The sequence below is a fragment of the Rhizobium sp. USDA 3886 genome (genome assembly GCF_056279785.1).
In genome coordinates this window covers 324,506-339,591 of sequence record NZ_JBWCDC010000003.1, presented here as the reverse complement: position 1 = coordinate 339,591, position 15,086 = coordinate 324,506, and the positions used below count along the sequence as shown (strand labels likewise).

Here is a 15,086-nt window from a genome sequence, read left to right as displayed (position 1 = left end):
GTTCCATCTTCAATCGCAAAATCCAAAATTTACCGCTTCAGCACCCAGATGGTCCTGCCGTTCTGAGAAGCCGCAATACCGGTTTTGGTTCGCGTTAATTGAAGGCATTTTTCGTCCCCTCCAGGTTGTGGCCTTATGCAAATCCCGTCCGGAACAGCCCTCCAGGTCGGGTTTATGCTCACCGCGCTGTCGCTGATCGTTCCGCCACCATCCGGGCGAAACACAAGTATGTTCGAGACCCTTCGTTTGACGACGTACATCTCCCAGGGTTTGCCGTCGGCTATGACGCCAGCGAGATTTTCTTCTGCTTGGACGGGTTCATTGAAAGAAAACGCCGCGATAACGATCAGCGCTATGGAAAATCGGTAAGGAGAGCGGTCGTTAGGCAAGCGTACTGAGGACATCACGTGCTCCTTTGCGAGAGGACATCCGTTTCACGACGGAACACCCGCTTCAAAAGCAGCAGGAAGTCGTCAACGAAGGTGAATATGACGGGGATAACGACGAGGCTGAGGACGGTGGAAGTCATCAGGCCGCCGATGACGACGATTGCCATCGGTTGACGGAAGCTTGCATCGCCGCCGCTGAGGCTCAAAGCCACAGGAAGCATGCCGCCGCCCATGGCGATCGTCGTCATGACGATCGGGCGAGCGCGCTTGTGGCAGGCGTCGACCAGGGCGTCGAACCGCGAGAGGCCGGCGCGTCGCGACATGATCGCGTACTCGACCAGCAGGATCGAATTCTTCGTCACCACGCCCATCAGCATGAGCAGGCCGATCAGCACAGGCATGGAGAAGCTGGTTCCGGTCAGCACCAGCGGCAGCAGCGCGCCGCCAAGCGAAAGCGGAAGCGCCACGAGGATCGTCAGCGGCTGGAGGAAGTCGTGGAAGAGTAGAACCAGAACGGCATAGATGCAGAAGACGCCGATCGCCATGGCGATGGCGAAATTGGTGAAAAGCTCGGAGCTGCGCTCCAGTTCGCCCTGCTCGACGAGCTTGACGCCGTCGGGAAGGCTCTGGAGGGCCGGCAGCGCCTGCGCCTCGCTATAGACGTCGCCAAGGATGCGGCCGTTGAGCTCGACCGTCAGCGTGACGTTTCGCGAACGGTCGATGCGGCTGATCTCCGAGGGGCTGCCGCCGATACGGATCTCGGCCACCGAGCCGAGATCGACGCTACCCCTGGCGCCGGCAACGCGGAGATTGGCGATGTTGTCGAGTGTCGTCCGGTTTCCGGGATCGAACCGGACGCGGATGGGAAGCTGGCGCTGCGGCAGGTTGAGCTTGGCGAGCGAGGAGGAATAGTCTCCGCTCGTGGCCACGCGAACCGCCTCGGAAATCGCTTCTGCCGTGACACCGAGGGCAGCGGCGCTGTCGAGGTCCGGGACGATCTGGACTTCCGCGGCCTGCAGGGAGGCGCTGGAGGTCACCGCGCCGATGCCCTGAAGGCTGCGCAGCTGTTCTTCGAGTGCGCCCGCCGCCTGGTCGAGCGCATCGGAATCGTCGCTGGCGAGCGTGACTTCCAGTGTCGTACCATTGCCGCCAGTGCCCACCTCGATCCTGACACCCGGGAGAACGGCGAGCGCCTGTCGGATGTCGTTTTCGATCTTGGCCTGCTTGCGGCTGCGTTCGCCGATCTTTTTCAGGTCGACGACGAGCGAGGCGGTCGCCGTATCCATGGTTGTGGAGGAATCGGTCAGGTTATCCGACGAGGCGCTTCCGACGGCGGAGAACACGCGCGTGACGTCCGGCAGGCGGGAAACGATATCTGCTGCCCGCCGCGTCATCGCGTCCGTTTGTTCGATCGAGCTGCCGGGCTGCAGCGTCAGAGTGACCTGCGTCTGCGAATCGTCCGAAGGCGGCAGGAAACCGGCGCTAAGCATGGTAATCGTCGAGAGCGAGAGCCCGAGGAATATGCAGACGCCGAGGATGGTCAGTTTACGATAGCGCAGGCAGGTTTTGACGAACGCCATGTAGGCGCGCATGACACGGCCGTCCCTCAACTCGATGGGATGCGACTTCATCATGTAGGCGGCCATCATCGGCGTCAGCAGGCGCGCGACGACCAGTGAGGCGAGAACCGCCACGGCTGCAGTCAAGCCGAACTGACGGAAGATCAGGCCGGGAATACCGCTCATGAAGGCGGTCGGCAGAAAGACTGCGACGAGCGTCAAGGTCGTTGCGATGACGGCAAGGCCGATTTCATCGGCTGCCTCGAGCGCAGCCTCCTTCGGCGGTTTCCCCGTTTGCAGGTGGCGCGCGATGTTCTCGATCTCGACGATCGCATCGTCGATGAGGATGCCGACCACGAGGGAGAGCGCAAGCAGCGTCACCGTATTGAGGCTGAAATCCGCCAGATACATCACGAGAAAAGTCGGGATGACCGAGAGCGGCAGCGCCACCGCCGAAAGCAAGGTCGCCCGCCAGTCGCGCAGGAAGAGCCAAACCACCATGACCGCCAGGAGTGCACCCTCATAGAGCATGTGCATGGAGCCGTCGTAGTTTTCGATAATCGGCCCGACCGTGCTGTAGGCCTGGACGATCTCGACATCGCGGTTGGCCGCGGCAAAGTCCTGCATGGCCGCTTCGATGGCGGCCGCGACGCCGGTATCAGAAAAGCCGTTGGATCGTTTTACCTCGACAGCGATCACGGGTTCGCCATCGAGATAGGCGATCGACGACCTGTCGGCAAAGCTGTCCGTTACTGTGCCGATCTCGTCCAGCCGCACCAGCTCGCCGCTCGGAAGCGGGATTTCGAGCGCCTTCAGTTCCTCTATCGAGGAAACCGCGCCGAGCGTGCGAATTGCCTGCTTGCCGCCGCCGATCTCGGCTCGACCGCCCGAGGCGTCCGACTGCACGGATTTGAGCTGAGAGGAAACGGTCGCGGCGCTGAGACCGAGCGCGCTCATGAGCTGCGGGTTGAGGTCGATATGCACTTCACGCTCGATGCCGCCGATCCGGCTGACCTCGCCGACGCCGGATACGGCGAGCAGGGCCTTCGTCATGTCGTTGTCGACGAACCAGGAGAGTTCCGTCTCGTTGAGGCCGGCGGAGCGCACCGCGTAGGTGAGGAGGGTGGAGCCCTGCACCGTCACCTTCGTTACGCCCGGCGTCTGCATCTTGGAAGGGAGGTCTCCGCTCGCGCTGTCGACGGCATTGCGCACTTCGTTCAACGCTTCCTCGCTGTCCTTTCCCAGCTGGAACGAGACATTGATGGAGACCGACCCGTCCGTGACCGTCGTCGTGATGTGGTCGAGAAGGCCCAGCGAGGCGAGCCTATCTTCGATCTTGCGCGCGACTTCTGTTTCGAGCTGGGCCGGCGCGGCACCTTCGAGCGTGGCGCTGACCTGAATGGTCGGCAGGTCCATGTCGGGAAAATTTTGCACCGCGAGCCGGTCGAAGGCGATGAGGCCGCCGACAGTAATCAGGATGAAAAGGAGTATGGCAGGAACCGGATTGCGGATTGACGAGGCGGAAAAGTTCATCGCGATTCTCCCACTTCTAGCTTGACGAGCGCGTCTCCCGTCACCCGGACGAAGGCCTTGTCCGAAAGGAAAGCGCTGCCCGTCATCACGACCTCGGTCGAGCGGTCGAGGCCCGAGAGGATTTCCACTTCGCTGCCATTGCGGCGGCCGGTTTCCACACGAACGCGTGACGCACGCTTGTCTGCATCCACGGTGAAGACGTAAGCGATACCGTCACGCAGGACGAGCGCCGTCTCGGGTATGGTGAGCGCCGCCGTGGTCTCAAGCTCGATCTGGCCGGTGACGTAAATGCCGATGGGCGGGTGCGCCTCCGCCGGCAGCGCCACATAGGCGAGCGCCCGTCCGGTATCGGTGCTGACCGTTGGTCCGACAAGCCGAACGATTCCTTCGACGCGGCGGTCACCAGGACCTACGATCGTGGCGGTCAGACCTTCCTTGATGCGAGGCAAATAGCGTGCAGACACTTCCGCCTGCCATTCGACGCGCTGCTCGCGAATGAGGCGGAACAACTCCGTGCCGGAGGAGACCACGGCGCCGAGCTGGGCCGAGCGGGATGTGATCAGCCCGTCGTCGGCGGCCAGGACAGTCGTCTGGGCAAGCTTGATCTTCTGGCTTTCCAGCAAGGCTTCGGCGGATTCGACATCCGCGATCGCCGTCTGCTCGGCGATCAGATATTCGTTGATCTTCTCGTCCGAAAGCGCGCCGCTTCCCTGCATCTTGCGTGCCCGGTCGGCATTCGCCCTGGCCTTGGCGAGGTCTGCCCTGGCACTTGCCAGCGCGGCCCCCTCCTTACGCAGTTCTGCGCGGACAGCCTCGTCGGCAAGCCGGACGAGGGCCTGCCCCTTCGAGACAACCGATCCGACATCGACAAGGACATCGGTCACACGAAGGCCGCCGATTTCCGCGGCGACGACCGCTTCGTGCCAGGGCTTCAGCCAGCCGCTGGTCGGTACCGTTTCGGGCCATCGGCGTTCTGCAGGCCTTGCCACGGCGACGGTAAGCGCTGCTGCCTCGTTCTGTTGCGCGAGCACAGGCTCTAACGCGGAAACAAGGTTCACGCTTAAGAAAAGAGCAATAAGAAGGGGCTTCGCTCGCATTAGAGCTGGTTTCCTTTTGGTTTTTTCTGGAGAATTCCAGGAGTGGCGGCGCTCGAGTTCCAGCCGCCACCGAGTGCTTTGTAGAGGGCGATCCAGTAGCGCAGGGAGTCGCGACGGATCTCGATGGGCGAGACCTCGACCGACTGCGCCGAACGCCGGGCGTACTCGCGGTCGAGGAGGCTCGCGCCACCCGCCTTCCAGTTTGAATCGACGGCGTTGAAATAGGCGCGGTAATTGCGCGCCGCGACCGTAGCGAGCACGCCTGATCGTAGGCGGCTACCGCCGCATCGTAGGTTGATGCCGCGCTTCGCACTGCCGCGCGTCGTGAGCCGCCGTTGAAGAGCGGGAGGCGAAGGACCAAGCCCTAGAATTTGTAACCGACGAGCAGCATCGCAGATGGCTGCACGTCGTTCTGAACGATCGGACTGTCCTTCGCGTCGCCGGTCAGGAAACCGATACCTGCCTGGCCACGGATAACCCAGTGTTCCGTCGCCATGTATGTTACCGACGCCTCGATATCGAAACGCTTCAGTCCCGCGCTTGCCTCATATTGCCGCAATCCCGATCTTGCAGACTGTGCAGCGGTTACCCCAAAATAACTCTCCATATGATTGTCATCGGCAAATGTCGCGGAAGCGCCTGCGGAAAGGATGAAACGATCATAGTGATGCGAGACATTTGCTCCGACCTGACCGACCAGACCGTCGCTGCCCCCAATTGTCTTGTCGACAGAAGCATAAAATTCCAGTGGTCCCATTTCATACGAGAGCTGCGCTCCGACGACAGCGCCGGCGTCGATGTCACCCAGACCCTTCAGGTGATCGGAATCATCTTCATCGCGCCCGCCCGCCAACTCGTAACCGCCCTTCACCGAGAACTTAAATCCGTTGGACTTCAGCACATCGACTTCGAGCCCGCCCGGATCGATCGTGACGCGATCACCGAAGGTCGCGGAGATCATAGGAATGGGGGCCAGTTCGAACTCGTCCGATCCTTCGAATTTAGGTGCATATACGGCTCCGGCGCCGACCATAACGTTCCAGTCGGAAAGCTTCTGGCGTATGCCACCAAACCGTCCCTTGTCGAAGTTCGCTGTCGCGGGGATAGCGGCCTCTTCACCCTCATAAGGGTCGGCAGCGCGTGCCTGGGTTAGGGGGCAAGCAACAACTGCGAGCCCCGCAGCGATGGCGGCACGCCGCGGACGGCTTAAAAAGGACTTGGTCAATGACATTCGAATTGGCTCCTGGGATCCGATAGAGAGTTTCTACGCGCACAAGTGTGAAAGCCCGACGCGCCGGCCTCTCGCGGGTCGCACTGTCCCAGACGACGTCATTAACTTGGGTTTTGTGATGTTAAGAAATGTTATCTCGGTCGATGCCGCTGACCCGCGGGCCTAGGTATCGGTGGCTGCGTGCACCCTGTACTTTTTCATGTCGGCGCGTTGGTGTGAGTTGTAGACTGGCGTGACCGGGCCTTCCCGTCGGGAGCAACCCAAAGCCCGCTGTGCTGCGAGCACCTGTTGCGGACCGGTGCCCCGGCGGGACGGCCGCGACAGGTGTCCAGTGGGAGGTTGCGCCGTCGAGCGCTAGTACAGGGAACGACGTATGTCGCGGTGGTCCGGCCGACGAAGGGAGGTCTTGACCATGACAGGAGAGGTTCGATGGTTTGCCGGTATCGATTGGGCCGACACCCTTCGATCTTGGTCGGAAGTGGCGCGCAGGGTGCTTCTTGGACGATCCTTGGGACGCTTCATGCCGATGACCTCGGCACAAGCCGCCCCTGCATGACAACCATCTCGGCGTCGCGCTTGCCTGTTATCATTGCGACCATGGCGTTGATCATCTCGTCAGTGGGCTGTTCGTAGCTGGTCAGTTCGTAGGCCGGAGCCCCGCCGAGTTCGATATTGTCGAAGCCGACGACTGCCAAGTTTTGTGGAACTCCAAGCCCGAATTCGCTCCGGGCGACATCCATCGCTCCCAGCGCCAGAATGTCATTTTCACACATCAATACGTCGATGCGCGATGTGGGCGAAGTGGCGCTCAAATAAGTGCGTGCCGCTTCGGCGCCGGCCTGTGCGCTATATCTTTCCGCAGCCAACTCTGCGACGCCTTCGATGCCTTTCCGTCGCCAGAAATTTGCGTAGTGATGCCGCCTGCCCAGCGCCGTCGACAGGGTTCGCGCTCCCGTCATGAAGCCGGGGCGGCGATATCCCTTGTCGAACAGGTAGTCGACGATTTCGCTTAGAGCGAGTTCGGCGTTGCAAGCGATCGCGGGAACGCCGGGGATTTGGCTGTCTCTCGCAAGGACGAACATCGGCGGGAAACCTGGGCCAAGCCGTCGATCGCCCAGCGTTTCCTCGCGAAAGGCGGTGCCGAACAGGATCACGGCGTCGAATTGTCGTTGGTCGGCATTGATCAATGCGTGAACGTGATCGAAATGGCGGTTAATGTTGATCAATACGGTCAATAGACCCTCCGCCTGCAGGCGCTCGGTCAACCTCTCCAGAACCGGAAGCTTGTGCGGGTTGGCGAAGTCGTCGACGAAGACGGCGACCTGATGTGTGGTGTTCGTCGCAAGGCTGCGGGCAAGCAGGTTGGGCGAATAATTCAGGGCCTCGGCCGCCTGAAGAACCTTTTGCCGGCTGGCGTCCGTAATGGATGCACCGGGCGTGAACGCACGGATGACGGTCCATTTCGACACGCCGGCGGCTTCCGCCACCTCTTTCGCCGTCGCCCGTTTGCGCATGACCGTCTCCTCTCAATTGGAATGAATATTCCACAAAAAAATAAAAATGGAATGGATGCTTGATTTTTGTCGACAATAAAGTAATTTCATCGAGCTTGCTACCGGGTGCAAATGAGGTTGCAACCGGTAGCATTGGGAGGTCTGCTAGAGCGGACTGTTTTTTGGGAGGGTAGAATGAAATTCGGTTTGAAATCGCTTCTTGCGGGCGCGGCCGTCGCTGCTGCGCTCATGTGCTCTTCGGCAATCGCCAACGCTGCTGACATTCGCATCGTCGCCGTCACCCACGGCCAGGCCAATGATCCCTTCTGGTCAGTCGTCAAGAACGGCGTCAACGCAGCGGCGAAGGACATGGGTGCGAGCGTCGATTATCGCGCTCCGGAAACCTTCGATATGGTGTCGATGGGGCAGCTCATCGATGCTGCCGTCAATCAGAAGCCAGATGGGATTATCGTCTCCATTCCGGACGCCTCGGCACTCGGTCCATCGATCAAGAAGGCTGTCGCCGCCGGCATCCCGGTTATTTCCATCAATTCCGGTTCTGACGTTTCAAAGGGGCTTGGAGCGCTTCTGCATGTCGGCCAGGACGAATATACCGCCGGCAAGGCCGCCGGCGCGAAGCTGCATGAGCTGGGCGGTAAGGAAGGCCTGTGCGTGAACCAGGAGGTCGGCAATGTCTCGCTCGATCTGCGCTGCAAGGGCTTTGCCGATGGTTTCGGCGGCAAGGTCACGGTCCTACCCGTCAGCAACGATCCGGCCGATGTCCGCGCGAAGGTCAAGGCGGCGCTGAGTTCCAATACTGGCGTCGACACCGTCATGGCGCTCGGTGCCGGCACGGCCGGCGAGCCGTCGCTCGCGGCCGTCGTTGATGTCGGAATGACCGGCAAGATCAATGTGGCGACATTTGACCTTTCAGCCGATTTCCTTAAGGCCGTGGCCGACGACAAGGCAGCCTTCGCGATCGATCAGCAGCAGTTCCTGCAGGGCTATCTGCCGGTCGTCTTTCTAGCCAACTATGCAAAATACGGGCTTATTCCGGGGGGTAATGTTCCATCCGGCCCGAACCTTATCACGAAGGAAAAGGCGGCCCAGGTTGTGGATCTTTCCGCCAAGGGCATTCGCTGACCGGAATTGCCGAAAGGCATTCTCCCAGAATCTCCTCCCCTTGGTGGGGAGGGGGTTTGGCTGATAGAGCGCGCTGCCGAGCAGCGCCCAACGCTACCCTAAATTACGAATCCCGTGGGAGGAGTTATGGCTTCGCTTGAGCAGAGAACGGCGGCCGCGCCGAAGGCCGATGAGCGCGTCAAACAAGTGAGTTTTCTAACGCACATCATGCGACGGCCCGAGCTTGGTGCTGTGGCAGGCCTTGTTCTCGTCATCGTCTTTTTCTTTCTCACCGCAGATTCGACGATGTTTTCGCTTTCCGGCCTGATGACCATCTTGGCGCCGGCATCGCAACTGGGAATCCTTGCCATTGCGGCAGCACTTCTGATGATCGGAGGAGAGTTCGATCTTTCGATCGGCTCGATGGTGGCCTTTGCGGGACTAATCTTCGGCATCATTCTCACGAATTTCGGTCAGCCGCTCTCGGTTGCCATCGTCATGACGATGCTGTTTGCCGCGTTCATGGGCGCAATCAATGGGCAGATCGTCATTCATACGCGCCTTCCGTCCTTCATCGTGACCTTGGCATTCCTCTTCATCCTGCGCGGCCTGACGCTTGTCGGCCTGAAATGGGCAACGGGTGGCTCAACGCAGCTTCGCGGCATCGGCGACCGGGTCAGCGACAGTCCGCTGCTTGGCCTTTTTTCCGGCGATGCGCTGACGGGCTTCTTTGTCTGGCTTGCGGATCACGATCTGATCGACAAGTTCCCCAATGGCATGCCGAAGGTTACGGGCATTCCGGTATCCGTATTGTGGTTTGTTGCGCTTGCCCTGGCTGCGACCTGGGTCCTCCTGCGCACCCGCATGGGCAACTGGATCTTTGCCGCCGGTGGCGATCCCAATGCGGCGAGAAACTCCGGCGTCCCGGTTCACAGAGTCAAGACCGGCCTGTTTGCGCTGACAGCATGCGCGGCGGCCCTGGTCGCCATCATCACCGTCCTCGATGCCGGCTCGACTGACGCCAGACGCGGCTTTCAGAAAGAGTTCGAGGCGATCATTGCCGCCGTCATTGGCGGGTGCCTGCTGACAGGCGGCTATGGCTCGGCGATCGGCGCCTTCTTCGGCGCGATCATCTTCGGTTCTGTCTCGATCGGCTTGACCTACACCAAGTTCGATTCCGACTGGTTTCAGGTCTTTCTGGGTTCGATGCTGCTGCTGGCCGTTCTCTTCAATAATTTCATCCGTCGCAAGGTTACCGGGGAGCGCTGATCATGTCTGATGTCAATATCCGAACGCCGATCATCGAAGTGACCGATATCATCAAGCACTACGGCTCCGTGATTGCGCTCAACGGCGTGTCGATGCAAGTGTCGGCGGGGGAGGTGCTTTGCCTCCTCGGAGACAATGGGGCGGGCAAATCCACCTTGATCAAGACGCTCTCCGGCGTCGTCCGCCCAAGCGGAGGTGCGTTCCGGGTCGAAGGCAAGCCGGTCAATTTCCGCAGTCCGCGCGACGCGCTCGATGCAGGGATCGCGACCGTCTATCAGGACCTTGCCATGATCCCGCTGATGTCGATCACCCGCAATTTCTTCATGGGGCGTGAGCCTCGCAAAGGCTTCTTCCCCTTCCGTCACCTCGACATCAGGCACTGCAACGATGTCACGCGTGAAGAGATGCGCAAGATCGGCATCGATATCCGCGATCCCAATCAGGCGGTGGGCACTCTTTCGGGGGGCGAACGCCAATGCGTTGCGATTGCGCGTGCGGTCTACTTCGGCGCCAAGATTCTCATTCTCGATGAGCCGACTTCGGCCCTCGGCGTGGCGCAAACCTCGATGGTGCTGAAATACATCCACCAGGTTCGACAGAACGGCTTGGGCGTCATTTTCATCACCCACAATGTCCGCCATGCCTATGCGGTGGCGGACCGCTTCACCATCCTCAATCGCGGCCAGACGCTTGGCACCTTTGCCAAGGCGGACATCGCGATGGATGAGCTTCAGAACCTCATGGCCGGCGGCAAGGAACTGCAGCAATTGTCAGCAGAGCTCGGCGGTACGATCTAGCCGGCTTGCTCCCGAGGCGGCGATCGCTTGGCTATCAAACGCCGTCGCCCCTTTCACTCAATCATCAACCATGGAATACGGTCATGAACGACGGCTCGTCGAATGCCTCATCCCCCTTCACGCTCGCGGTCTGCGCCGAGATGGTCTTCAAGTCGCTTCCTGTCCTCGACAGGCTCAAGCGCATCACCGAACTCGGCTTTCACGCCGAGATCTGGGACTGGACGAAACATGACATCGCCGCCCTTGCAAGATCAGGAGCAGTCTTTTCGTCGATGACGGGCTATGTGACCGGCACGCTCGCCGATGACGAGGGCGCCGACGAATTGTTGCGAACCGCGAAGCAATCGATCCCGATCGCCAGGGAGCTCAATTGCCCGCGCCTCAACCTGCACGGGACGGGTCTCGACGGCCAGGGTCTGCCGGTGGTCAAGGCCGACAAGGTGACGGGCGCCATGTGGCTCAAGGCGCGCGACACGCTTAGCCGCATCGCCGACCTCGGCGAACAAGAGGGCGTCACCTTCGTGCTCGAAAACCTCAACGAAGCAGTCGATCACCCCAAGACACCATTTGCCAAGGCCGAAGATACGCTTGCGCTCGTCTCGTCCGTGAACCGACCGTCGTTGAAGCTCAATCTCGATCTCTATCACGCCCAGATCGGCGAAGGAAACCTGATCGAGCTATGCCGGCGCGCGCTGCCTTATATCGGTGAAATCCAGGTGGCGGATGTTCCCGGCCGCATGGAGCCGGGCACCGGTGAGATCAACTACAAGGCAATCGCCGGCGCGCTCAAGGACATGGGCTATCGCGGCACGATCGGCATGGAGGCCTGGGCCTCCGGCGACGACGAGACGGCGCTTGCCCGCTTCCGCGACGCCTTCACGGTTTGATGATTTCGATAGTCAACACTTACATACAATGGAGAGACGTCAATGATCAGGTTTGGGGTGATCGGTGCCGGCCGGATAGGCAAGGTGCATGCCGCGACCATCGCGGCGAACCCGAAGGCGAAGCTCGCCTATGTGGCGGATGCCTTCAAGGCATCGGCATCGGCGCTTGCCGCGCAGACGGGTGCTGAAGTTGCCGACGCGGAGGATGTCATCAGATCCACAGACGTCGATGCGATCCTCATCGCGACGCCGACACCCAGCCACGCCGATCTCATCGAGGGGGCGGCGAAAGCCGGCAAGGCAATTCTCTGCGAAAAGCCGGTGTCCCTGTCGGTCGAGCGAATCAATGCCTGCCTCGACGTCGTCGAGAAGAACAGGTCGACGTTGATGATCGGCTTCAATCGCCGGTTCGACCCGAACTTCGCCAGTGTGGAAGCGCGCCTGCGCCGCGGCGATATCGGCGAAATCGAGATCGTGACGATCACCAGCCGGGATCCCGCGCCGCCGCCGGCCGATTACGTCAAATCCTCCGGCGGTCTGTTCCGCGACATGATGATCCATGACTTCGATATGGCCCGCTTCCTCATCGGGGAGGAATTCGTCATCGTGAACGCACTTGGCTCGTCGCTCGTCGACAAGGCGATCGGGGCAGAGGGCGATGTGGATACCGCTGCCGTGCAGATGCAGACGGCTTCCGGACGCATTGCCGTCATCACCAACTCGCGCCGGGCGACTTACGGCTACGACCAGCGCATCGAAGTCCATGGAGCTGCCGGCATGCTTGCGGCGAGAAATATCCACGCAACCAGCGTCGAGCTTTCCAATGCGAACGGTGTCAGCGGCGATCCCGTCCAATATTTCTTCCTTGAACGTTATGCGCAGGCTTATGCCAACGAGATCAATGCCTTCATCGATGCGATCGACAGCGGCAACCGCTCGCCGAAGCCCGGCGGGTTTGATGGCCTCCAGGCCCAAAAAATGGCGGAGGCCGCCACTGTCAGTTGGCGGACCGGCAAGCCGGTTGAGATCGACTGACATGGTTCGCTGCGATGCGGCTCCGATTTCGCATTGCCGCATCGCTACGGGGTGAAGCGACATCTTTGCACTGCTGTCTGCGCCGCGATCTGGAGACGGATCGACAGCGCATTGGGGGATAAAGCGCTATGTTACAGGATAGGGATCATCGTCCTCCCGCGACGCTGCAGGAACTGAAGTACCAGATCGCCAAGCGGCAAATTGTCTTTCCCGATCGTCTGGAACAGGTTGCGAGGCTAATCATAGAGCGCCCGGAAATGGTTGCTTTCGAAAGTGCTGCGACAATCGCGCGCAATTGCAAGGTTTCTCAGACGACGGTTCACCGACTTGCACAGCGCATTGGGTTTCAAACGTTCGGCGAGTTTCGCGCGATGATAAGAAATCACCTTCGCAAGACTCCGCTAAATCACCGCTAGAGAGCGCGTTGTCGGCTGTGGACCTGTCCCAGCAGTCCGACGTGCACGCCAAGCAGTGGAAGAACGAACTCCTTGATGGGCGATGGGCGTTTTCGGCGATGAAGCCAAGGCATCGTGTGGGGCGAGAAAATTTGCATCAGCCAACAGAGGGTGAGCGGCCAGGGCCTCCTTCTTCCCAGCGTCGAAATAGTGCGCTGGCATTGACCCCGCCAAAGCCGAAGCCATTCGATATTGCGTATTTCATCTCTACTCGCCGCGCGTCGTTGGCGACGAAATCGATACCGACGGCTTCCGGATCCGGAGCATTCAGGTTCAAGGTCGGTGGTGCGATCTGGTTGCTGAGTGCCAGAATCGTGAAGATGGCTTCCAGCCCTCCGGCCGCGCCGAGCAGGTGTCCCGTTGCTGATTTCGTCCCGCTGACAGCGACCGTATTGTCGGAACCGAAAACACTCTTGATGGCCCTGATTTCACCGAGATCTCCGACCGGCGTCGAGGTGGCGTGCGCGTTCAGATGGCGAATTTCGCGCGGGGCTATTCCAGCTTGCGCAATGGCGATCTCCATGGCTCTGCGCGCACCATTGCCGTCTTCGGGACCGGAAGTAATGTGATGGGCGTCGGCTGTGGTGCCGTATCCAACGAGTTCGGCAATCGCGGTGGCGCCGCGGGCAAGCGCATGGCTCAGGGCTTCGATGACAAGAATGCCGGCTCCCTCGCCCATGACGAAACCATCACGCATCATGTCAAAGGGGCGCGATGCCCGGCTCGGCGTTTCGTTGAAGCCCGTCGAAAGAGACCGAGCTGCGGCAAAACCACCAAGGCTGACGATATTCATGCACGCTTCTGTTCCGCCGCATACCGCGATATCAGCCTCGTTTGCACGGATAAGTCTGGCTGCATCGCCGATCGCCTGAACGCCGGCCGCGCACGCTGTCACAGGTGCGCCAATGGGACCTTTGAAGCCGAAACGGATCGAAGCTTGCCCCGCTGCGAGGTTGACGAGAAACGACGGCACGGTGAAGGGCGAAAGACGACGTACACCGCGTTGATCGACGGTGCGAACCGCTTCGGTTATCGCTGGAAATCCTCCGATGCCCGAAGCGATAATCGTCGCGGTACGCAGCCGGTCATCATTGGAAATTGGCTTCCACCTCGCCTGGGTGAGCGCCTCGTCAGCGGCCGCCAGTGCAAAGAGGATGAATCGATCGACCTTGCGTTGATCCTTCGGAGCCAAGACAGTATCCGGATCGAAGCCCCCTTCGGGGTCTTCAGCGATTGAAGGGACCACTCCGCCTATTTTGGACGGGAGATCTCCGACGACATCTTCCCCCAGTCGCCGAATGCCGCTCTGACCCGCGAGGAGGCGCGACCACGAGATACCGACATTCGCTCCAAGGGGACTTACAGCTCCCATTCCTGTAACAACGATACGACGCATACGTTTTCTGCCTGTCTTCTCATTAATATTACGCACGACCTTGAGCTTTCTGACCTGTGATACGGCTCGGTTCTCGACATATGCAGTTTGCTCAGGCTCACGAAGAGCGTTCTTCGCCCGCACATTCGGGCGGTCTATCCTCTTGTTGGCCAAGGATCGCCGCTAGATAAACGAACCGGCTGCGCCATCAGGCGACATCTTCACCGGTTGCAATACGCCTGACTTCCCCGGCGGCTACGTCGAGGAACCCTTGCGACAAATTCTCGTCCTCCATGATGCGGGAGAGCGTGACGGCACCCACCATGAGAGACAGTATCGCCATTGCCTTGGTTTTGGGATCCGAGCTCTTGGGGTCGTCCATCAATTCATTCAGGACCTGGAGATGGGCTTTAATTCCATCTTCAAACGGACGCCTCACTTCCTCACTTTGACGCGCCGCGTCAGATCCTAGCGCTACGAGAGGGCAACCGTCTGCCTTTTCCCCACGATGCCCCATTGAAAGATAGAACGACACAACGGCCTCCAGGGGATCGGAGCTTGTCGCTGCAGCTGTCGACCATCTGCGTGTGGCGCTTTCCATCGCTCGCCTGGATGCTTGGGCAGCAAGATCGTCCTTGGACGAGAACTGCTTATAGAATGCGCCCTGCGTCAGGCCGGCGCCCTTCATCAGGTCCTTCAGGCCGATCCCATCGAAGCCGTGCTCTCGAAATAGGCGGCTTGCGACGTTGATCACCGTTTCCCGATTTTCCTCAGCTTGTGCGCGGCTCACTCTCATGTCGATCTCCAATTAGATTTCACTTGACATCTATAATGCAAATAGCGT

General features: G+C 60.2%; 14 protein-coding genes. 6 read left to right on the top strand and 8 right to left on the bottom strand.

The features are described 5' to 3' along the window. Positions 1–29 precede the first annotated feature (29 nt). From ACZ9BX_RS24405 to ACZ9BX_RS24380, 6 genes are all read right to left on the bottom strand, one after another. Positions 30–404 carry a hypothetical protein gene (locus tag ACZ9BX_RS24405; RefSeq protein ID WP_476220641.1) on the bottom strand — a complete coding sequence of 125 codons (375 nt, stop codon included), beginning with the start codon at positions 402–404 and terminating at the stop codon, positions 30–32. Further along, the gene (locus ACZ9BX_RS24400) at positions 404–3,481 is read right to left on the bottom strand and encodes an efflux RND transporter permease subunit (RefSeq protein ID WP_476220640.1); all 3,078 of its coding nucleotides are present in this window, start codon (positions 3,479–3,481) and stop codon (positions 404–406) included. Before ACZ9BX_RS24400 ends, ACZ9BX_RS24405 begins: the two co-directional genes overlap by 1 nt. Next, positions 3,478–4,578 (bottom strand): efflux RND transporter periplasmic adaptor subunit, encoded by a 1,101-nt coding sequence (locus tag ACZ9BX_RS24395; RefSeq protein WP_476220638.1) that lies wholly within the window; start codon positions 4,576–4,578, stop codon positions 3,478–3,480. Before ACZ9BX_RS24395 ends, ACZ9BX_RS24400 begins: the two co-directional genes overlap by 4 nt. Next, positions 4,578–4,838: a hypothetical protein gene (locus ACZ9BX_RS24390; RefSeq protein WP_476220637.1), complete on the bottom strand. Its 261-nt coding sequence runs from the start codon at positions 4,836–4,838 to the stop codon at positions 4,578–4,580. Before ACZ9BX_RS24390 ends, ACZ9BX_RS24395 begins: the two co-directional genes overlap by 1 nt. 104 nt (positions 4,839–4,942) lie before the next feature. Continuing rightward, positions 4,943–5,809 carry a MipA/OmpV family protein gene (locus ACZ9BX_RS24385; protein WP_476220636.1) on the bottom strand — a complete coding sequence of 289 codons (867 nt, stop codon included), beginning with the start codon at positions 5,807–5,809 and terminating at the stop codon, positions 4,943–4,945. 518 nt (positions 5,810–6,327) lie between these two features. After that, positions 6,328–7,323, bottom strand: coding sequence for a LacI family DNA-binding transcriptional regulator (locus ACZ9BX_RS24380; RefSeq protein ID WP_132558558.1), 996 nt, complete (start codon positions 7,321–7,323; stop codon positions 6,328–6,330). Positions 7,324–7,497: 174 nt separating this feature from the next. Between ACZ9BX_RS24380 and ACZ9BX_RS24375 the strand changes: the two genes are divergently transcribed. The 6 genes from ACZ9BX_RS24375 to ACZ9BX_RS24350 all read left to right on the top strand — a co-directional run bounded on the left by ACZ9BX_RS24375 (position 7,498) and on the right by ACZ9BX_RS24350 (position 12,828). Beyond that, entirely contained in the window at positions 7,498–8,445 is a 948-nt protein-coding gene (locus ACZ9BX_RS24375; protein ID WP_476220634.1) for a sugar ABC transporter substrate-binding protein, read from the top strand. A gap of 126 nt (positions 8,446–8,571) precedes the next feature. Next, a complete protein-coding gene (locus tag ACZ9BX_RS24370; RefSeq protein ID WP_476220632.1) occupies positions 8,572–9,693 on the top strand; it encodes an ABC transporter permease in 1,122 nt (373 codons plus the stop codon). Positions 9,694–9,695: 2 nt separating this feature from the next. Next, positions 9,696–10,490 carry an ATP-binding cassette domain-containing protein gene (locus tag ACZ9BX_RS24365; RefSeq protein ID WP_476220631.1) on the top strand — a complete coding sequence of 265 codons (795 nt, stop codon included), beginning with the start codon at positions 9,696–9,698 and terminating at the stop codon, positions 10,488–10,490. Between the two features lie 83 nt (positions 10,491–10,573). Beyond that, positions 10,574–11,377: a TIM barrel protein gene (locus ACZ9BX_RS24360; RefSeq protein WP_476220630.1), complete on the top strand. Its 804-nt coding sequence runs from the start codon at positions 10,574–10,576 to the stop codon at positions 11,375–11,377. 42 nt (positions 11,378–11,419) lie between these two features. After that, positions 11,420–12,412: an inositol 2-dehydrogenase gene (gene iolG, locus ACZ9BX_RS24355; RefSeq protein WP_476220629.1), complete on the top strand. Its 993-nt coding sequence runs from the start codon at positions 11,420–11,422 to the stop codon at positions 12,410–12,412. 128 nt (positions 12,413–12,540) lie between these two features. Beyond that, positions 12,541–12,828 (top strand): MurR/RpiR family transcriptional regulator, encoded by a 288-nt coding sequence (locus ACZ9BX_RS24350; RefSeq protein WP_132558570.1) that lies wholly within the window; start codon positions 12,541–12,543, stop codon positions 12,826–12,828. Between the two features lie 136 nt (positions 12,829–12,964). On the opposite strand, the gene fabF is transcribed toward ACZ9BX_RS24350, so the two are convergent. Continuing rightward, positions 12,965–14,263 (bottom strand): beta-ketoacyl-ACP synthase II, encoded by a 1,299-nt coding sequence (fabF, locus tag ACZ9BX_RS24345; protein ID WP_476223023.1) that lies wholly within the window; start codon positions 14,261–14,263, stop codon positions 12,965–12,967. 187 nt (positions 14,264–14,450) lie between these two features. Then, positions 14,451–15,038 (bottom strand): TetR/AcrR family transcriptional regulator, encoded by a 588-nt coding sequence (locus ACZ9BX_RS24340; RefSeq protein ID WP_476220628.1) that lies wholly within the window; start codon positions 15,036–15,038, stop codon positions 14,451–14,453. Positions 15,039–15,086: the final 48 nt, after the last annotated feature.